Source organism: Aliiruegeria sabulilitoris, assembly GCF_001558155.1.
GTDB classification, from domain to species: domain Bacteria; phylum Pseudomonadota; class Alphaproteobacteria; order Rhodobacterales; family Rhodobacteraceae; genus Tropicimonas; species Tropicimonas sabulilitoris.
Genome location: NZ_LOAS01000021.1, coordinates 1 through 17,856, shown reverse-complemented (window position 1 = coordinate 17,856; position 17,856 = coordinate 1). Strand labels below are relative to the sequence as shown.

Below are 17,856 nucleotides of genomic sequence, written 5' to 3'. Positions count from 1 at the left end.
GCGTTGCCCTTGCCCGCCGCAAAGGGGCAGGGGCCTCAGGCTTCTGCCTGCGTCTTTTCGATATAGTTGCGCAGCTCTTCGGTCTCTTCGCGGGCATCGCGCAGACCGTCCATGGCGGCCTGCAACTCGGCCTCGGTCTGGGTGAGCTGGTTGGTCAGCTCCGCCTCGCGCTGCTGAAGATAAGTGATCGCCTGGTCGCGCGTCTCCTCGGCCTCGTGCAGCGACTGGGCCATCTTGTCCAGCTCGCCCATCTCGGACTGCGTAACCCGCGTCACACGATGGATGATCCAGGACGCGAACCATCCGAGCAGAAAGGCCACGAACAGGACCGCAGCGGTCGCGATGATGAATTCGGAACGGTTCACTGGTTGTCCTCCGTGCCGGTCTCGGCAGTCTCTGAATCGTTTTCAGGCGCATCGGCGGCGCCAGTGGTTGCGTCCAACGCCACGCCGTCTGAAGCGGCGCTGTCGGTGGTCTCTTCGGTGGTCGCCTCGTCCTCCGTGCCGTCAGTCGGCCCGGTCTCGGCCCCCGTGTCAGGCGCGTCGGTCTCTTCGGCGGCGTTCTCGTCCCCGGCTTCGTCCAGTCCCGCATCGCTCAGCAACAGGAACTCGATCCGGCGGTTGGCCTCGCGGCCGTCTTCGGTGTCGTTATCCGCAATCGGCAGGCTCTCGCCATAGCCCTTCGCCTCGATCCCCGAAGTGAGGACCCGGCGGGCGACCAGCGCATCGAGCACCGACTGCGCGCGCCCTTGCGACAATTCCAGGTTCATTTCCTCGCGCCCCTGGCTGTCGGTATGGCCGGCGATCTCGATCTCCATCTCCACATCGCGGCATTCCTTGAGGATGTCGGCGATGTCGTTGATCACGCCCACGGCGCTGCCCGAGATATCGGCCGATCCCGGCTCGAAGGTAATCTTGGTGTTCGCCAGCAGGTCGTTGACATTGGCAACGCATTCTTCTGGTGTCGGCATGGCCGCGATTGGGTCGAGCGCTTCCTCGTAGAGAACGTCGATCTTGTATCGCTGGTTGTTCCCCAGCTTCTCGCCGAGAATGCGGGCGATCTCGGAGCGCGCCGCCTTGTTCCCGGTCTTGCCGCGCAGGGAAATGACATCCTCCTGGATCAGCGCCGAGCCGCTGTCCAGCTCCGAAAGCGCCTGAAGTCCCGCCAAAACCCGTACCGGCCATTGGTCCGGCAACTCCTCGTCGATTCGGGCGGCGGTATAGACCTTGTTCACCCCGAACCGCGCCTTGGCAAAGCTCTCGACTGTGGTGCGGACCATGTCATTGTTAAGCCGGCCGCGCAGTTGGACATACCCTTCGGGGCTACGGGTGGCGACGAATTCGGGCGGGCCGGCTTCTTCCCCCGCGCCATCGACCTCGGCGGGTTCGGGCAGCACGGAGTGGAGCGAGAAGACGTCCGGCAGATTGGATTCGAGCTCGCCCACGACGCGGTCGAACTGGGGTTGGGGTGTGGTTTCCAGTGCCACCAGCGTCACGTCGGCATCAGCGAAGGTCACGGAACCGCCTTTGAGTTCGGCCACGGCCCGGATGCCCTGGATCACGGCGTCGGCCCAATCCGTGGACGGAACGCCCAGCCCGAGCGTGCAATCGGCCTCGCCTTCAACGCCGGCCTCGATGGCGGCGGCGAGGATCCGTTCGCGGGTATGGGTCGTATCGGCCGAGCAGGCATCGAAATGGGGGCCGTTCTCGTCGATCAGGAAACGCAGGGTGAAGGGCGTGATCACAGGGCGCGGCGCGGAAATCCGGTAGTCGACCTCCAGCCCGAGGTTGCTGCGCCGACGCAGCGCCTCGTCGATTGCTTCCTCCATTTCGAACTTCTGTTCTTCGGAATCGGCGATGGCCGTGATCTCGATACGTCCGGCCGAGATCGAGATCTTGGAGCGCGGCAGCCGGGCGAGCACGTTCAGCCCGTGATGGACGGCCGTTTCCCAGCCGGCGGGCGCGGGGTAATGCGCTTCCTGCAGCAGGTCGGTCACTTCCGCCCCCTGCGCCAGGGCCCTGATCTCGTTCTTCATGGCGACACGGTCCTGCGTGTCTGGGATCAGCCCGATGAGGGTCACGCCCTCGTCATTTCGCAGGATCTCCATGGAGTAGCGGGGCGGGGCCAGCGGCGCGGATGGCTGGACCGTCGTGCCGTCGACAATCCGGGTCGCGTCCACCATCGTGCCGGCCACGTGGAGCGCATTGAAACGCTTGGCCTCGCTCGGCGCGATACCGCCGATATGGACCTGCAATCCGTCCGTGTAGACATCCGCCCAGTCATGACCCTGTTCGATCAGGGCGATGGAGACCGCCTTTCCGGAGCGTTCCTGGATGATGTCGGCCGCCATGACGGCGGCCAGCCAGCAAAACAAGGCGGCAAGGATGACGGCTGCCGCGGAAATGATCTTTGGTCCTAGGCGCATCTGCGTATTCTTCTTGTTCCCGGTAGCGCTGTCTTAGAGGGGCAGGGCGGCGGGATCAATCTCCCGCCGACCGCAGGGCGAAACGGTTTCGCCTAGAGCACCAGCAAGGCGAGCACGAGACCGGCCACCAGGATCATGCCGGTTTGCGTTAGCGCCCGGAAGCTGGACAGGCAGGAGTGCGGGTCTTCCAGCTCGACCGTGGCGGCGAGCCAGGCCATGTGCAGCCCCATGCCCCATGCCCCGAACAGGCCGAAGGCGAGCGCCAGCGGGCTGCCGATCGGCCCGAGGGCGAGAATGACGCCGACGGTCATCATCAGCACGGTGACCATCACGAAGAGACGCAGCCAGGCCTGCGTCTGGTCGCCAAAGAGCCGCGCGGTCGATTTCACGCCGATCAGCGTGTCGTCCTCGATATCCTGGTGGGCATAGATCGTGTCGTAGAAGATCGTCCAGGCGATGCCACCGAAATAGAGAAAGATCGGCGCGAGCGAGAGATCGCCCGTATGCGCGGCCCAAGCCAGCAGCGCGCCCCAGTTGAGATTCAGCCCGAGGATGAATTGCGGCCACCAGGTGAAACGCTTGCCGAATGGGTAGAGCGCGACGAGGAAGATCGACAGCACGCCCAGAACAATGGCCGAGGAGTTGAAGGTCAGCAGGATCAGGAAGGCGAGCAGAACCTGCACCCCCATCCAGATCATGGCCTGTTTCGTCGTGACCTGCCCCGAGGGCAGCGGGCGCGACTTGGTCCGCTCCACAAGCGCGTCGATCTCGCGGTCGGTGATGTCGTTCCAGGTGCAGCCGGCACCGCGCATCAGGAAGGAGCCAAGGATCACGGCGATCATGATCCAGATGTCGAACGCGCGCCAGCCGGTCGCGGCGGCGGCGGCGAAAAGGCCCCAGAAGGAGGGGATGATCAATGTCCAGAATCCGACGGGACGGTCTGCCCGCGACAGGCGCAGATAGGGGCGCATCGCGGCGGGCGAGAAGCGGTCCACCCAGTTTCCATCCACGGCATCGGCCACGGCGCCGGGGACGGCAGCCCCGTATTTGGTTGCGTTGGTGTCTGGAGTCTGTAGGTCGTCGGTCATAAGGTCCGCCCGGAACGTGGGAATGAGGTCAATGGCAAAGGTCCGCCTGTATCTAGAACAAAGCCTCCATGAGGGGCAAAGCGTTTCGCTGACGCGGGAGCAGGCACATTACCTTTTCGGCGTAATGCGGCTCACCGCGGGCGAAGATATCCTTGTTTTCGACGGAAAAAACGGCGAATTCCGGGCCGAAATCGTGGAAACGGGCAAGCGGGGCGGGGTTCTGGCCTGCGTCGAGCAGACGCGGCCCCTGCAGATGCCGCCCGATCTGTGGCTGTTTTTCGCACCTATCAAGAAGGCGCGAACCGATTTCATCGTCGAAAAGGCGGCTGAAATGGGGGCTGCGCGAATCTGCCCGGTGCAGACAGAGTTCACCAATGCCGAGCGCATTCGGCGCGACAGGCTTCAGGCGCATGCGGTGGAGGCGGCCGAGCAATGCGGCGGCACCTTCGTGCCGGAAGTGGCCGAGCTGGCGCGGCTGGACCGGGTACTGGCCGACTGGCCGGCCGAGCGGCGGCTGATGTTCTGCGACGAGGCTCTGGTGGGCGCGCGCGAGGCGCTGGCCGGTCAGCCCGGCCCCTGGGCAATCCTGATCGGCCCCGAGGGGGGATTTTCCGATACCGAACGCCGCCGCTTGCATGATATGGAACAGGCGGTGGCCGTGAGCCTTGGCCCGCGCATCCTGCGGGCCGATACTGCGGCCGTTGCCGCTCTGACCCTCTGGCAGAGCAGTTTGGGGGATTGGTAATGGATTTCCGTGCGGCCCTGGCGGCCGATGCCGACGCGATCGAGGCGTTTCTTGTCGTGCATTCCGACACGTCGATGTTCCTGCGCGCCAACCTGGCCGCGCACGGGCCCTGCGGCGGCGAGGAGCGCAACGCCACGTCCATGTGGATCCGCGAGAAGGCAGGCGCGGTGACCGGCGTCTTCGGTATCACCACCGCCGGGTTCGTGCTGGTCCAGATCCCGGAGGACATGCCCGAGGCGCAGCTTTCGGAGACCCTCAAGCCGTATGAGATCAACGGCGTCTTCGGCGCCACCGATCAGGTGCGACAGGTGCAGGCCGCGCTCGGCCTGTCCGAGGCGAAGGCGCAGCTCGACGACGACGAACCGCTCTATTCGCTGGACCTGACCAGGCTGGTTCTGCCGCACACTCATGTCGCGCTGCGCGAGGCGACGGAGGCGGACAAGCCTCTTCTGGCCCATTGGCGCGCCTCCTATCTGGTCGAGATCTTCCATTTCAAGCCGGAAGAAGCGCAGGAAATGGCCGGCGACGACGTGGATGCGATGCTGTCGAAGCACTCGCTGATGCTGCTGGAATCGGAGGAGGGGCAGCCGCTGGCCATGACCTCCTTCAATGCGATCCTCCCCGACACCGTTCAGATCGGCAATGTCTACACGCCCGACGAGGTGCGCGGGCAGGGGCACGCGCGGCGCGCCGTCGCCCTGCATCTCGACCGCGCCCGGCGGGACGGGGTCAAGCGGGCGATCCTCTTTGCCTCCGGGCCGGCCGCCAGCCGCGCCTACGAGGCGATCGGCTTCGAGCAGATCGGGCATTTCACCCTGCTGTTCTTCGCCGACACGCAGGCCGTGAAGGCGGCCGCCTGAGACGGTTTGCCGGAAGATGAGTATCGTTCGCCCCGAAGTTGCCCGCCACCTGTCGCGTTGGAGCGAGGTTCTCGCCGCCTTTGCCGTGGCGCTGTTCGGCCTTTGGCTGGCGGGGCTGGGCGGGCTGGTGATGCTGACGCTCGGCGGCATCGTCATTGCCGTTTCGCTGCTGATGGCGGTTTTTGCCTGGCGCCGGATGCGGTTTCGCCTCGAAATCGAAGCGCCGGGCGTGGTGTCCATCGACGAGGGGCGCATCGCGTATCTCGGCCCGATCATGGGAGGGACGGTTGATCTGTCCGAACTGGTCGAGGTCGAGGTGATCGACGTGGCCGGCTCCCGCCGCTGCTGGCGCCTGCGGCAGGCGGATGGGCAGGCGCTGCTCGTGCCGCTGGCCTCGGCCGGTGCGGATGCGCTTTACGACCATCTCGCGGCGCTTCCGGGGATGGAAATGCGCAGCCTGATGTCGGCGCTCGAAGGAGAGGCCGTCACCGCCCGGCGGATCTGGCACCGCGACCTGCCGCCCGAAATCCTCCTCCCGCGATAGTGTCCAGCCTGTGCGCCTGCGCACGCGCGGCCCCCTTGACTTGTGCAACCGCACGGCGCACCTAACCCGGATCAAGCGGCCAACCCGGAGAGTCTTTACAATGTCCATTCCTCAGTCCGGCGGTGGGCCGATCGAGCGTTACGAACAACTGGTCGAGTACCTTGAAAGCGGCTGCAAGCCGAAGGAAGACTGGCGCATTGGCACCGAGCACGAGAAGTTCGGGTATTGCCGCGACACGCTGAAGCCGCTGCCCTATGACGGGCCGCGCTCGATCAAGGCGATGCTCGAAGGGCTGCGCGACCGCTACGGCTGGTCGCCGATCTATGAACAGGACAATATCATCGGGCTGGAGCTGAACGGCGCCAATATCAGCCTGGAGCCGGGCGGGCAGCTGGAGCTGTCCGGTGCGCCGCTGACCTGCATCCACCAGACCTGCGACGAGGTGAACGAACACCTGCGCGAGGTGAAGACCGTGGCCGACGAGATCGGTGCCGGTTTCATCGGGCTCGGCACGGCGCCGACATGGACCCATGAAGAGATGCCGCAGATGCCCAAGGGGCGCTATCGGCTGATGACCGACTACATGGACAGCGTCGGCGATCTGGGCAAGCAGATGATGTATCGCACCTGCACCGTGCAGGTGAACCTCGACTTCGCCGACGAGGCCGACATGACCAAGAAGTTGCGCGTGGGCCTGGCCCTGCAGCCGGTCGCCACGGCGCTGTTTGCCAATTCGCCCTTCCTCGAAGGCAAGACGAACGGCCACAAATCCTGGCGCTCGCGCATCTGGCGCAATCTCGACGACGCCCGCACCGGCATGCTGCCCTTCGTCTTCGAAGACGGTTTCGGATTTCAGGCCTGGGTGGATTACGCGCTCGATGTGCCAATGTATTTCGTCTATCGAGACGGTAAATACATAAATGCGCTCGGCCAGTCCTTCCGCGCTTTCCTAAAGGGCGAGTTGCCGGCACTGCCGGGCGAGACGCCGACGCTCAGCGACTGGGCGGACCACCTGACGACGGTCTTCCCCGAGGCGCGGATCAAGAAATACATGGAAATGCGCGGCGCCGATGGTGGCCCATGGCGCAGACTTTGCGCTCTGCCGGCCTTCTGGACCGGGCTGCTCTATGACGGAGCGGCGCTCGACGCGGCCTGGGACCTGGTCAAGGGTTTCGACGCGGAAACGCGGGAAGGGCTGCGGGTCGCGGCTTCGATCGATGGATTGCAAGGCGAGGCCGGCGGCGTTTCGTTGCGGGATCTGGCGCGTGACGCCGTTGAAATCGCGCAATCCGGCCTGAAAGCGCGGGCGGTGCCCGGCGCCGGCGGCATGATCCCGGATGAGACGCATTTCCTCAACGCGTTGCAGGAAAGCATCGACAGCGGCAAGGTGCCCGCAGACGAATTGCTGGAGCATTACCACGGAGATTGGAACGGAGACCTGTCGCGGGTCTTTGCCGAATACAGCTACTGACGCCCGTAGGGGCGGTTTGCGGCGTCAGTTCTGCTGACGCCGCCGGAGCACCCGCTGTTCGTAGAGGCTGTGAACCTCCTGCTTGCGGGCGGCAACTTCCGCGGCCGAGGGTTTTTGGTCCGTACGCGTGAGGATCGCGTAGGACGCAAACGCATTATGCTCTCCCTTTGCATTCGATTTCGGCCCATGGGTGAAGTTGGTCGGCAAGCCATAGGCATTCTCGTCATTATCCGAAGCGAAGGTCATGAAGAGGAGATAGATCAGCAGCGCGATGGGCGGATAGACGAACATCATCCCCATGACGAACAGTGCCGGCAGCAACATGGAGGCATCTGCTGTGGCGCTTCCGCCAATTGCCGAAGTCACCTCACCCGTGGGGGCGACGGCGCCCACAAAGTGAATGCTGTCGATGTTCTTGACGAATTCGAACACGGTCAGAACGAGCGCTTCGGTCGAGGTCGGGTTGACTAGCAGGGCCGCCGGAATCTCGAAATCGCTGAAATCCGTCTCGGGAACAAATGCGCCACTCGTGGCCAAGCCCAAAATGCCCATCAGCGCCAGGAAACCCGCTGAATAGGGCAGGCCGGCCCATTTGCCCTTGCGCCCGCTATCCTGCAAGCGGCGCATGGCAAGGGTGATCCGCGGGATCGCTGTCAGAAGGATGAACAGGACGGATCCGTAGGCGAGCGGGTTCACGCTGGGCATCTCGCCACCGTCGAGCGTGTTCCAGATACCGCGGAGATCCCACCAACTCAATCCGAGCATCACCGCCCAGAGCACCGGCATGACGCACCAGTATTCGGATCGCGATGAGCGGCCGAGAATGTCGAAGGATTTGAAGACGAAGCTGTCGAAAGCTGCGAAAAACCGGCGCAAGGCTGCCACTCCCTTGGTTAACCCAAGGGAAAACTGCCAGAGGTTTGCGGCAATTCTTGGCCGGTTGGGAGGAAATTCTGTCGCAAGGTCGATTGGCGTTCCCGGAACAAAAGGGAGCCGGATCAAAGGCCGCGCGGTTTCACCCTGGGCTCTGCGCCGAACTGGTTCTTGCCCTTGGTCCCGGGCTGCACGAACCACCAGATCAGAACCAGTGTTCCGATGATCGGGATGAGGCCCAGAAGCAGCCACCAGCCGGATTTGTCTAGGTCATGCAGGCGCCGCACGCCAACCGCGATTGCCGGCACCAGCAAGGCGAGGCCCCAGATTACGCCCAGAAGTCCATTCCCGGCGCCAAGCAGGAGTCGGTCCAGCAGTCCGAAAACGACGTTGCCGATCCAGATGAAGAGCACGAACCACCAATATTCCGGTCGCCGGGCGCGCCCCTTGAAATCGGCGTATTTGTTGAGGCAGGTCTTAACAGCTTCCTGAAAGGTCATTTGGAGATCTCCATAAAAAAGGAATCAACCAAAGGCTAGTCTCAGCACTTTTACTTGTCAGCACCTATGCGTGGCTCCTCGCCGCGCAGCAACCGCCCGATATTGGCGGAGTGGCGAATAAAGACGAGGGCCGACAACAGCAAGGCAAGCAGGACCATTTCCGGGCGCCCCAGCACGAGCATCCAGACGGTTGAAAGCCCGGCGGCGACGAGAGCCGCCAGGGAGGACAGCCTGAAAAGGAACGCGATCACCAGCCAGGTTGCACAGCAGGCAAGCCCGACCTGCCAGTCCAGCGCCAGCAGCACGCCCAAAAAGGTCGCAACGCCCTTGCCGCCTTTGAAATTCAGCCAGACCGGGTAGAGATGGCCGAGAAAAGCGGCAAAACCTGCGATCTGGGCCGCATCCTCGCCGACGACCGCACGGGCAATCAGAACGGCCACGCCGCCCTTGGCCGCGTCGAAAATCAGCGTAAGGAAGGCTGCCATCTTGTTGCCGGTGCGCAGCACGTTGGTCGCGCCGATATTGCCCGAACCGATCGCGCGCAGATCGCCCAGTCCGAATATCCGCGCCATGACAATACCAAACGGAATCGACCCCAGAAGGTAGGCCAGCAGAGCTGTCAGGATCAGAAGGGCTGGTGTGGTTTCGATCAGGGGCATGGAAATTCCTATTCGCGACTGGACGCGACTATTCCCTCAGGCGCGCGGAATGTCCACGCGGAAGCCGCAGGCCGGCGGGCGCCTGTTCTTGAGGACGCTGGAGGTGCAAAGCGCGAAAGGCACCCGCAGGATGCAAGTGCCTTCCAGCATGGAGCAGGGCTTGGCCGGTTCAGAGAGCGCCTGAGCTCAGCGTCTGCGCAATTTCGTAGATCGAGGGGCCGATCAGGATGATCAGCAGCGGGGGAACGGTGAACATCATCGTGCCGAGCGTGAGCTTGGTCGGCAGCACGTTCGCCTTTTCCTCGGCCCGCATGACGCGTTTGTCCCGCATTTCGGAGGCATAGACCCGCAGCGCTTCGGCGATGGAGGTACCAAAACTCGCGGACTGGACCAGAACCGTCACGAAAGAGGCAATGTCGGGAACACCGCAACGCTCCGCCATGTCTTTGAGAACCTGAACCTTTTCCTTGCCAGCCTTCATCTCGTGCGCGACGATTTCGAATTCGTCCGCCAGCGCCGGGAAGCCCGCGCGCAACTCCTTGCTGACCCGGATGATGGATTGTTCTAGCGACTGACCGGCCTCGACGCAGACCAGCATCATGTCGAGAGAATCCGGGAAACCGTTGGTGATCTCCTGCTGCCGGGTCTGAAGGCGCCGGTTCACCCAGTATTTGGGAATGTAGTATCCCACCGAGCCCGGAATAATGATCGACAGGATCAGTTGCTGGGTCGAGACCTCGCCCGTGGCCGACGTGACGATGGCATAGAGGATGCCGAGCACCAGGAAACCGAGGCCAAGGATGAACTGCGAGGCGTGATAGACGCGAACCGCTGATTTCGACCGATAGCCCGCCTGCAACATCTGCAACCGCGCGCTCGACATCTCTTCCGCGTCCTGCGGTTCGAGGAAGTCGGCGTATTTGTCGAGCTTGCCACTGCCGCCGCCGTGGCGCAGGGCCTTCTTCTCATTTTGGTTGCCGCCATGCAGGCCTCCGCCCCGATTGCTGGATTTCAGCTTGTCGAGCGGATCCTGCTTCTTGCTGAGAAAGATCGGGAGCGTAAGCGCAACCAGAACCACGCCGAGCGCGCCCACCGCGTAAAGCGGACCCAAATCACCAAAACGGGTGATCAGCCATTCATTTGCCTGAGCCAGAAATTCCATGGCAGCCTCACACCTTGATGTTAACCATGATCTTCATGAAGATCATGTTGACGAGCAGGAACGCACCTACGATCAGGCAAGCCGGGATAAAGGCCGGCGTTTCCATGACATCGTCATAGTAATGCGGGTCGGCGACATTGATGCCGACAAGCGCGAGTATCGGGAAAAAGGACAGGAACATCCCCGACCACTTGGCCTCGGCCGTGATCGCCTTGACCCTGCGAAACAGCTTGAAACGGGCACGGATGACCTTGGCCAGACCGTCGAGGATCTCGGCCAGGTTGCCGCCGGATTGCTGCTGGATCGTGACCGCAACGGCGAGGAAACGAAGGTCCTGCATGTCCATCCGTTCGGCGAGCGCTTTGAGGCTTTCGGAAACGTCCCGCCCATAGGCGCTCTCATCCGCGATCACGCCGAATTCGCTGCCAAGCGGGTCCGGCACCTCGCGGGCGACGATATTGACCGCCGAGGAGAAGGGGTGGCCGACGCGGAGCGAACGCACCATAAGTTCCACGGCATCGGGCAGTTGTTCCTCGATCAGCGCCAGGCGTTTCTTGGCCTTGTTGTTGACCCACATGTAGACGCCACCAACGCCCATGACGATCGCCACGACGATCCGCACCGGCAAGCTGGCATCGGTTCCGAGCGTCAGGCCGACAAAGGCAACACCGGCAAGCACCGCCATCACCATGACCAACTGGCGCGGTGTGAAGGCGATATTCGCTTTCTGCGCCTTGTCCGCCAGGATCGAGTAGAGCGGGATGCCCTTGGCATTCATGTGCTGGGTCATCTCCTTGCGGAGCTGTTCCAGCACTTCTTCCCGCGCGCCGCCTTTCTCGAGCAGCTCGAGCCGGCGGTTGACCTTGGAGTTGAGGCTGATCGACTTGCCGAAGGCGGTCAGGTAGATCCCTTCGACCAGCACCAGGACGGCGACGAAAATGAGGCCGTAAATGATCGGTTCGGCTGAAATGGTCATTTGGCGTTACTCCGTCACGATGGGTTCGTAAATCGCGGCCGGCAGGTCGTAACCCCACTGCTTGAACCGGTCGGAATAATAGGACCGCACGCCGGTAGCGTTGAAACGGCCGATGATCTTGCCATCAGGCTCGACGCCGAGCCGTTCGTAGCGGAACACTTCCTGCATCGAGATCACTTCCCCCTCCATGCCGGTGATCTCGGTGATCGAGACCATGCGGCGCGAGCCGTCCTGCAGGCGGGAGGCCTGCACGATGAGGTTCACAGCCGAGGCAATCTGCGAGCGCACCGCCTTGAGCGGCATCTCGATCCCGGCCATGGCGATCATGTTTTCAAGCCGGCTCACCGCGTCGCGGGCGGAGTTGGCGTGGATCGTGGTCATCGAGCCGTCATGGCCAGTATTCATGGCCTGCAGCATATCGATGACTTCCTCGCCGCGTGTCTCGCCCACGATGATCCGGTCTGGACGCATCCGCAGAGCGTTCTTCAGGCAATCTCGCTGCGAAACGCGGCCCTTGCCTTCGACGTTGGCGGGGCGACTTTCCATTCGGCCCACATGGGACTGCTGAAGCTGGAGTTCCGCCGTGTCCTCGATGGTGAGGATGCGTTCCGCGTTGTCGATGAAGCTCGACAGAGCGTTGAGCGTCGTCGTCTTGCCGGAGCCGGTACCGCCCGACACGATCACGTTCAGCCGGCAGGCAACGGCCGCCTGAAGGTAGGCTGCCATCTCTTCGGTGAAGGCACCGAATTTGACCAGGTCGTCAACGCCGAGCTTGTCCTTCTTGAACTTCCGAATCGAGACCAGCGAGCCATCCACCGCGATCGGCGGCACCATTGCGTTGAAACGCGAACCATCGGCAAGACGGGCGTCCACATAGGGGTTGGATTCATCGACGCGGCGGCCCACGGCGGAGACGATCTTGTCGATGATCCGCAGCAGGTGCTTTTCGTCCTTGAAGGTAATGTCGCTGACTTCCAGCTTGCCGGAGCGCTCAATGAAAATCTGCTGCGGTCCGTTGACCAGAATATCGTTGACGGTGTCGTCTTTCAGCAGCGGCTCCAGCGGACCGAGTCCGGTCACCTCGTCATAGAGATCCTGTTGAAGCGTCTGTCGTTCGTCCTTGTTGAGGACGACCGACATTTCTTCAAGGCTCTCTGCGGTGATGGCCGCGATTTCCGCCCTGAGATCGGATTCGGATGCCGTGTCGAGCGCCGATAGGTTCAGGTTGTCCAGCAAGACCTTGTGCATCTCGACCTTGATCTCGGCCAGCCGTTCCTTGCGCTTCTTCTCCTTGTCGACAGGTGCGGCGCGGGCCGGCGTGACGGCCTGTTTGACAGGCGTGTTCGTCTTGCGGGTCACACGCTCCGCGGCAGGAGCAGGCGCGGAGCGCTCCGCGCGCGGCGCGGATTGCGGCTGGGCCTGGTTGCCGGCTTGTTTCTTGTAGCGTGAGAACATGGTCCTGGATTTCCTGGTTTGAAATATGCGTGGTTCAGCCAGTCGTGGCTTCGGCTGTAATCATCTCGTGCAGTGACGCCGCCAGCTTGGCGATCTCCTTGCGCAACGGGTTCTTGGGGGCACTCTGCGCCAGGGGCAGGCCGTGGTCGCAGGCTTGCGTCACCTGCCGCTGTCCATCCGGAAGCAGCAGTTCGATATCGATGTCGAGGCTCTCGGCCATGCGTTTCACGCGGGCCTTTCCCTGCAGGTCCGTAAAGCGCGGTGAGCGGTTCAGCGCGAAACGCAGCCGCTCATAGGGCAGGTCTTCGCTCTTGAGCAGGCGCACGAAGCGCAGCGCATTCTGGGCCGAGCGCATGTCGAGTTCCATCAGGGCGAAATAGACATGTGCGGCGTTCAGGACCGTCTCGCTCCAGGCAACAAGCGTCTTGGGCATGTCGATCACGACAACATCGAAATTGTGGCGGGCGTTTTCGATCAGCGTCGTGATGTCTTCCGGCCCGACGAGATCGAGCGGCAGCATGTCGGCCGGTGCGGTCAGAACGTGAACCTTGTCACCGTAAAGCTGCAACGCCGTCTGGAAACTGTCGTTGTCCATGGAGCTGGTGTCGGACAGCAGCTCGTAGACGATATCCTTGCGCGGAAGGTCGAGATAGGTCGAGGTCGACCCCATCTGGAAGTCGAGATCCAGCAGGCAAACCCGGGGGCTCGCCTTCTTGTTCTTCGTCGCGATTTCCCAGGCAAGGTTCACGGCAAAAGTTGTGGCACCAACGCCACCAGCCAGCCCGTGCACGGCGAGAATCGTCCCGTCATGGTTGCCGGAGGCGGTCTTCGTGGAAATGTCGCCCGCCGCAATGGACACAGGCGGCAGCGGTTCGGGCGCGCGCAAACGTTCGACGGCCTCGTGCAGAGCGCCCTCCGGGAGCGGATAGGGCAGGAAACCGTCTGCGCCGAGATTGAGCAATTGGTGCAGGACAACCGGGCCGACATCCTGCGCGATCAGCAGGACCTTGACCTTCCTGACTCGGGCAAGATTGATCAGGTCCGCGATCAGGGAAATGTCGCTCTCGTCCTTCTCATCCATCGCAATTGCAATGAATTCCAAGGCGTTGGCATCTGGTTGGTCAAGAAAGGCAACGGCGTCGGAGAAACCAAGATCGCCCCAGCTCTCGCCGAGTTCCGCTTCCATATCCTCGATCAGAAGATCGAAATTCTGAACATCGCGGCTTACGGTGCATGCAGCGACCGGAGCCGGTTCTGGTTGCAAAGCAGCGTTGCTTTTCATTTGCCTGTCGTCCTTCTTAGATCGCAAGGTCGGTTTTCGGTGTTCGTTCCCGGGAATTCCCCGACAACCGGATCACTTGCCGCTCGTGCGCACATTTTGCCCGCACTGCTCCTTCGTTCTGTTTGACGCTCAATCCGGGCGAAATTGGGGCTAAAATCGCGAACTCATGCGGTTTTTGTTGCCGGTCTTGCCACAGAGCGATTTCTGTTTCCGAGACAGGAATAGTCGAACTGCCCTCCCAAATGATGAACGGCGCTCCCGTTTCCGGAAGCGCCGCTCTGGCAGATCTCGCGAAAGGGCTTTCGATGGCCCTATTGTTGATCGCTGTAATCCGTCCCCGAAATATGCTCGGGGGAGAGCTCGGTCGCGCTCGCGATTGTCTCCGAATAGGCAAACAAGGCGTATTTCCCATCCTGAAGCCGGCCCGGGCAGCCAGAAGAAATCGGGTTGCCGTATTTGGTGATGTTCGCCGGCGTTAGCTTGCGGCAGGTATGTGCAAGCTGATTGTTCAGCGTTGCGTTGCCGAAATCTCCCTGGTCGAGAAAGGCGCCGGCTTCCTCGTTCCAGTAGGCGCAGCCGCCCAGCAAGAGGCTTCCGACAAGCGCGGCGATCGTAAGCATGGTGGTTTTCATCTGCTTCACTCCATCACGTAGCCGTAGGAACCGGTGAAATCCTGTCGGGCCACTTCGCCGGCGCCACCGCTGACCGGACGGTTGGTGACGGCGGTGATGCCGCGCATGAAGAGCTGGTTCTCAGTCGGTGGGCGGACACGGTCGGTCGGCAATGCGAGTGCATCTCCGCGGGTGGGCGTGACCAGATGGGCAGAGACGATGATCACAAGCTCGGACTGGCCGCGCTCGTAATCGGCGGACCGGAACAGGGCGCCCAGAACCGGGATATCCCCGAGCCAGGGCACCTGGGTGCTCAGATCCTGGAAGTCGTCTTGCAGCAGGCCGGCAATGGCGAAGCTCTCGCCGTCGCGCAACTCCACCGTGCTTTCCGTCTTGCGGGTCGAGAAGCCCGCAACCGTCAGACCCGAATCCGTATAGCTGACCGATTCGTCGATCGCGCTGACCTCGGCGGCAAGGTTGAGGTTGATATTGTCGCCGATGACCCGCGGAGTCATGTTCAGCACGATACCGAAGGGTTTGTATTCGATCGAGATGTTGCCGTCGCCATCGCTGATCGGAACCGGGTACTCGCCGCCCGCCAGGAAGCTCGCGGCCTGTCCCGAGAGCGACGTCAGGTTCGGTTCGGCCAGCGTCCGCACAAAGCCCTTGGATTCGAGCGCTTCGATGAGAACGGCGAATTCGACGTCGCCAGCGCCGAAACCGATCTGGAAGGCACCCTCGGTGCCGTCGCCGAGGGAGATCCCGGTGTCGCTGTCGCCGTCAAACAGGTTCGACAGGTTGTTATTGCTCAGGTAGGTCCCGTTGCCGCCAAGGAAGCCAATGTCGCCTCCCCCGGCAATGCCGTTGACCGCGGCGGAAAATCCGAGCGATTTGCTGACCGTGCGGCTCATTTCCGCGAAGCGCACTTTCATCATGACCTGCTGCGTGCCGCCGACCATCATCAGGTTGGAAACGCGTTCCGGGGCGTAGCGGTTGGCCAGGTCGATGGCGCGGTCGAGGGCGGCGGCGCTGCTGACCGTCCCGGAAAGGACGATGCCGTCATTGGCGGGGCGCACCTCAATGGCCTCGCCCGGCAAAACCTCGCGCAGGCGTTCCTTGAGCTCGCCCACATCGGCGGTCACCTGAACCTCGACATTGGTGATCAATGTCCCGTCGGGCGCGAGCAACGTCAGCGTCGTGCGACCGGGGGCCTTCCCGAGCACGTAGATCGATCGCTCGGAGAGGGTGGATATGTCGGCGATTCCGGGATTCGCGATTGAAAGCTCTGCGAAGGGGGCGTCGCTTTCGACGACGACCGCCCGGTTCATGGGGACTTTCAAGGCGCGCTGGATAGTTCCGCCGGTAACGCGCAGCGTTTCTGCCGCCGCGTAGGGAATCGTGGATGTGCCTGCAATCGCGAAACCGAGAAGACCGGCCCGCACAAGCGTCTTGACTGTCATGGTGATCCTGCCTCTCGATCACGAATGTTCGACGGGTCTTCTCGCCCGCATCTTTCCACAGACTGCCCGTGATTGCGATTTTTTGCAAGAATCAAGACGTTGGCTCCCGGACTTTATGTAGTGAACCCGCAACAGTGTATTCCTGTTGCGGGTTCGATTTGTCATAGGGTCTTGAATTCTAACGGCTTCGCGGCCGTGCGATCAGTTGGTGCAGGGGATCTCCTGGACGATCACTTCGGAGCCGCGGCGGATCTTGGTGGTGCAAACGCGTTCTTGCTCGACCACGACCGGAGCCTTTTCGATGATCCCAAGCAAGGTGCGTTGGTCGACCTGGCTCACCTCGGCAATGGTGTCGTCCTCGGCACCCACAAGCGACAGGGACAGTTTGCCGGTCGATTGGGCCTGAGTGAGTTGGGCGACCTCTTGCGGCGAGGCTTCCACGGTAACCGTGCGGGCGATGACCGGAGTGGTGCGTGCGGTGTCGGCGATCTGGTCGACGGCGATCAGCTTGACGCTCGACTCGATCAGCTTGGTCACCTCTCCGGTGCCTTCAAGCTCGGCGGCGGAGCCGGTCCAGTAGACATCGACCCGGTCGCCGGGACGCAGGAAGCCCGAAACGCCGGAGGAAACATCGACACGAATTGCGAAGGCACGCATGCCCTTCCCAAGGCGCGAGGTCAGTCCGGCGTCTTCGCCCGGATTGGTCACTTTATGGGCCAGCAAGGGTTCGAATTTCTGCATGGAGGTGATCACGAAGCGCTCGCGTTTGCCTTCCGGAAACAACGTAGTGCTATCCAGCGCAAAGTCGGGAAGCCCGTCGGTTTCGCGCACGAAAACACCCTTGGGCAGGCTGTCTTTTTGCCAACGCATCCACTTGACGTCTTCTTTCTTCAGAACCTGTCCGTATTCCTTGTCCGTCTTGACCACCACGACATCGACCATGGGCGGCGACGCGGCTTGGGCGGCAAGCAGCTTGTCGCGCTCGGCGCTCATATCAGACATGTAGTTCTGGGCCATGTAGACGGCAAACCCGGCCAGGCCGATACCCGCCATCAGGACCAGGGCAAATACCAATCGCATGACTCTTCCTTTCATTCATTATTTCGCGCCTCTGCACAAAGCGCGCAATGTCAGCTTCTGTTTCGATACTGAAAGGAGAATTGGGCATAAGCATGACGCCGGAATGTTGGCGCGATGGCACTTAGTGGCGAATTCATCGCTCCGGGGCGGCCAGGCCGGCCGCGCGGTATCAATCCCCGACAGGACGTTCGGCGATGGTGGTCGCAAGGTGCTCCGAAGAGGCGCTCGTGCCCGCCACGACCAGAGACGTTGCGCCCAGGGCAAAGGTGACCATGCCAGCTGCGAGAACGATCCAATCTACGGAGATGGCGCCACGTTCATTGGCAAGAAAGGCTCTGAGAAAACGCAACATATCTATACTCCTGTCCCATGCCCTATGTCGGGGCAAATCGCGGGGCATTACTACTTTTTGAACCGACTATGGCTCCAAGGTCTTAGTAAACGGTTGTTGTCGCCGCTTGCCACAACAAGCTCGGAAACGGACTATTTCCAAGACGGGAAACACAACGAGAAAAGCCGCGCCAGAAGCCGGCGCGGCTCTTTGTTCGAATATTCGCAAATCTGCAGATCAGAAGGTGGTCTTGATCTGGTCAGTCTTGAGCTGGTCGGAAATATCGCCGGACAGATCTTCGACGCCCGAGGAAACGGCGGCGAGCGTGGCGATC

Annotated in this window: 18 protein-coding genes; 4 read left to right on the top strand and 14 right to left on the bottom strand. The window is 62.1% G+C overall.

Features of this window, described 5'->3' with window-relative positions; genetic code table 11:
* Positions 1-35: 35 nt before the first annotated feature.
* From AX756_RS16580 to ubiA, 3 genes are all read right to left on the bottom strand, one after another.
* Entirely contained in the window at positions 36-365 is a 330-nt protein-coding gene (locus AX756_RS16580) for a hypothetical protein (protein ID WP_068314055.1), read from the bottom strand.
* Positions 362-2,425, bottom strand: a complete 2,064-nt coding sequence (locus AX756_RS16575) for an OmpA family protein (RefSeq protein WP_082739155.1) — start codon at positions 2,423-2,425, stop codon at positions 362-364. Before AX756_RS16575 ends, AX756_RS16580 begins: the two co-directional genes overlap by 4 nt.
* A gap of 92 nt (positions 2,426-2,517) precedes the next feature.
* On the bottom strand, positions 2,518-3,513 hold the full coding sequence (gene ubiA, locus AX756_RS16570; RefSeq protein WP_068314051.1) for a 4-hydroxybenzoate octaprenyltransferase: 996 nt from the start codon (positions 3,511-3,513) through the stop codon (positions 2,518-2,520).
* Between the two features lie 31 nt (positions 3,514-3,544).
* On the opposite strand from ubiA, the gene AX756_RS16565 reads away from it, so the two are divergent.
* The 4 genes from AX756_RS16565 to AX756_RS16550 all read left to right on the top strand — a co-directional run bounded on the left by AX756_RS16565 (position 3,545) and on the right by AX756_RS16550 (position 7,133).
* Positions 3,545-4,258, top strand: a complete 714-nt coding sequence (locus tag AX756_RS16565; RefSeq protein ID WP_082739154.1) for a 16S rRNA (uracil(1498)-N(3))-methyltransferase — start codon at positions 3,545-3,547, stop codon at positions 4,256-4,258.
* Entirely contained in the window at positions 4,258-5,118 is an 861-nt protein-coding gene (locus AX756_RS16560) for a GNAT family N-acetyltransferase (protein WP_068314045.1), read from the top strand. The genes AX756_RS16565 and AX756_RS16560 overlap by 1 nt, the downstream gene beginning before the upstream one ends.
* A gap of 16 nt (positions 5,119-5,134) precedes the next feature.
* Positions 5,135-5,662, top strand: coding sequence for a hypothetical protein (locus tag AX756_RS16555; protein WP_068314041.1), 528 nt, complete (start codon positions 5,135-5,137; stop codon positions 5,660-5,662).
* 100 nt (positions 5,663-5,762) lie between these two features.
* Complete coding sequence (locus AX756_RS16550) at positions 5,763-7,133, top strand: glutamate--cysteine ligase (RefSeq protein WP_068314038.1); 1,371 nt, start codon at positions 5,763-5,765, stop codon at positions 7,131-7,133.
* 24 nt (positions 7,134-7,157) lie between these two features.
* Here AX756_RS16550 and AX756_RS16545 read toward each other — a convergent pair whose 3' ends face one another.
* The 11 genes from AX756_RS16545 to AX756_RS16490 form a co-directional block, all read right to left on the bottom strand.
* Positions 7,158-8,009, bottom strand: a complete 852-nt coding sequence (locus tag AX756_RS16545; RefSeq protein ID WP_156461534.1) for a DUF805 domain-containing protein — start codon at positions 8,007-8,009, stop codon at positions 7,158-7,160.
* 122 nt (positions 8,010-8,131) lie between these two features.
* Positions 8,132-8,506, bottom strand: a complete 375-nt coding sequence (locus AX756_RS16540) for a DUF805 domain-containing protein (protein ID WP_068314032.1) — start codon at positions 8,504-8,506, stop codon at positions 8,132-8,134.
* 50 nt (positions 8,507-8,556) lie between these two features.
* Positions 8,557-9,165: a glycerol-3-phosphate 1-O-acyltransferase PlsY gene (plsY, locus tag AX756_RS16535; RefSeq protein ID WP_068314029.1), complete on the bottom strand. Its 609-nt coding sequence runs from the start codon at positions 9,163-9,165 to the stop codon at positions 8,557-8,559.
* A 169-nt stretch (positions 9,166-9,334) separates the two neighbouring features.
* Complete coding sequence (locus AX756_RS16525; RefSeq protein ID WP_068314021.1) at positions 9,335-10,327, bottom strand: type II secretion system F family protein; 993 nt, start codon at positions 10,325-10,327, stop codon at positions 9,335-9,337.
* Positions 10,328-10,334: 7 nt separating this feature from the next.
* Positions 10,335-11,303: a type II secretion system F family protein gene (locus AX756_RS16520; RefSeq protein ID WP_068314018.1), complete on the bottom strand. Its 969-nt coding sequence runs from the start codon at positions 11,301-11,303 to the stop codon at positions 10,335-10,337.
* 6 nt (positions 11,304-11,309) lie between these two features.
* Positions 11,310-12,758 (bottom strand): ATPase, T2SS/T4P/T4SS family, encoded by a 1,449-nt coding sequence (locus AX756_RS16515; RefSeq protein WP_068314015.1) that lies wholly within the window; start codon positions 12,756-12,758, stop codon positions 11,310-11,312.
* Positions 12,759-12,792: 34 nt separating this feature from the next.
* Positions 12,793-14,040, bottom strand: coding sequence for a CpaE/TadZ family protein (locus tag AX756_RS16510; RefSeq protein ID WP_068314012.1), 1,248 nt, complete (start codon positions 14,038-14,040; stop codon positions 12,793-12,795).
* A 311-nt stretch (positions 14,041-14,351) separates the two neighbouring features.
* Positions 14,352-14,672 (bottom strand): hypothetical protein, encoded by a 321-nt coding sequence (locus AX756_RS16505; protein ID WP_156461533.1) that lies wholly within the window; start codon positions 14,670-14,672, stop codon positions 14,352-14,354.
* A 5-nt stretch (positions 14,673-14,677) separates the two neighbouring features.
* A complete protein-coding gene (locus AX756_RS16500) occupies positions 14,678-16,111 on the bottom strand; it encodes a type II and III secretion system protein family protein (RefSeq protein WP_068314006.1) in 1,434 nt (477 codons plus the stop codon).
* 201 nt (positions 16,112-16,312) lie between these two features.
* The gene (gene cpaB / locus AX756_RS16495; RefSeq protein ID WP_068314003.1) at positions 16,313-17,191 is read right to left on the bottom strand and encodes a Flp pilus assembly protein CpaB; all 879 of its coding nucleotides are present in this window, start codon (positions 17,189-17,191) and stop codon (positions 16,313-16,315) included.
* A gap of 169 nt (positions 17,192-17,360) precedes the next feature.
* Entirely contained in the window at positions 17,361-17,543 is a 183-nt protein-coding gene (locus tag AX756_RS16490; protein WP_068314000.1) for a hypothetical protein, read from the bottom strand.
* Positions 17,544-17,856 lie beyond the last annotated feature (313 nt).

What these genes read in the sequence shown, in the direction of transcription:
- AX756_RS16500 (WP_068314006.1), bottom strand. Translation starts at nt 16,111, where the DNA reads ATGACAGTCAAGACGCTTGTGCGGGCCGGTCTTCTCGGTTTCGCGATT.
- AX756_RS16575 (WP_082739155.1), bottom strand. Translation starts at nt 2,425, where the DNA reads ATGCGCCTAGGACCAAAGATCATTTCCGCGGCAGCCGTCATCCTTGCC.
- ubiA (WP_068314051.1), bottom strand. Translation starts at nt 3,513, where the DNA reads ATGACCGACGACCTACAGACTCCAGACACCAACGCAACCAAATACGGG.
- AX756_RS16510 (WP_068314012.1), bottom strand. Translation starts at nt 14,040, where the DNA reads ATGAAAAGCAACGCTGCTTTGCAACCAGAACCGGCTCCGGTCGCTGCA.
- AX756_RS16505 (WP_156461533.1), bottom strand. Translation starts at nt 14,672, where the DNA reads ATGAAAACCACCATGCTTACGATCGCCGCGCTTGTCGGAAGCCTCTTG.
- AX756_RS16555 (WP_068314041.1), top strand. Translation starts at nt 5,135, where the DNA reads ATGAGTATCGTTCGCCCCGAAGTTGCCCGCCACCTGTCGCGTTGGAGC.
- AX756_RS16560 (WP_068314045.1), top strand. Translation starts at nt 4,258, where the DNA reads ATGGATTTCCGTGCGGCCCTGGCGGCCGATGCCGACGCGATCGAGGCG.
- AX756_RS16525 (WP_068314021.1), bottom strand. Translation starts at nt 10,327, where the DNA reads ATGGAATTTCTGGCTCAGGCAAATGAATGGCTGATCACCCGTTTTGGT.
- AX756_RS16565 (WP_082739154.1), top strand. Translation starts at nt 3,545, where the DNA reads ATGGCAAAGGTCCGCCTGTATCTAGAACAAAGCCTCCATGAGGGGCAA.
- AX756_RS16515 (WP_068314015.1), bottom strand. Translation starts at nt 12,758, where the DNA reads ATGTTCTCACGCTACAAGAAACAAGCCGGCAACCAGGCCCAGCCGCAA.
- plsY (WP_068314029.1), bottom strand. Translation starts at nt 9,165, where the DNA reads ATGCCCCTGATCGAAACCACACCAGCCCTTCTGATCCTGACAGCTCTG.
- AX756_RS16490 (WP_068314000.1), bottom strand. Translation starts at nt 17,543, where the DNA reads ATGTTGCGTTTTCTCAGAGCCTTTCTTGCCAATGAACGTGGCGCCATC.
- cpaB (WP_068314003.1), bottom strand. Translation starts at nt 17,191, where the DNA reads ATGCGATTGGTATTTGCCCTGGTCCTGATGGCGGGTATCGGCCTGGCC.
- AX756_RS16540 (WP_068314032.1), bottom strand. Translation starts at nt 8,506, where the DNA reads ATGACCTTTCAGGAAGCTGTTAAGACCTGCCTCAACAAATACGCCGAT.
- AX756_RS16520 (WP_068314018.1), bottom strand. Translation starts at nt 11,303, where the DNA reads ATGACCATTTCAGCCGAACCGATCATTTACGGCCTCATTTTCGTCGCC.
- AX756_RS16550 (WP_068314038.1), top strand. Translation starts at nt 5,763, where the DNA reads ATGTCCATTCCTCAGTCCGGCGGTGGGCCGATCGAGCGTTACGAACAA.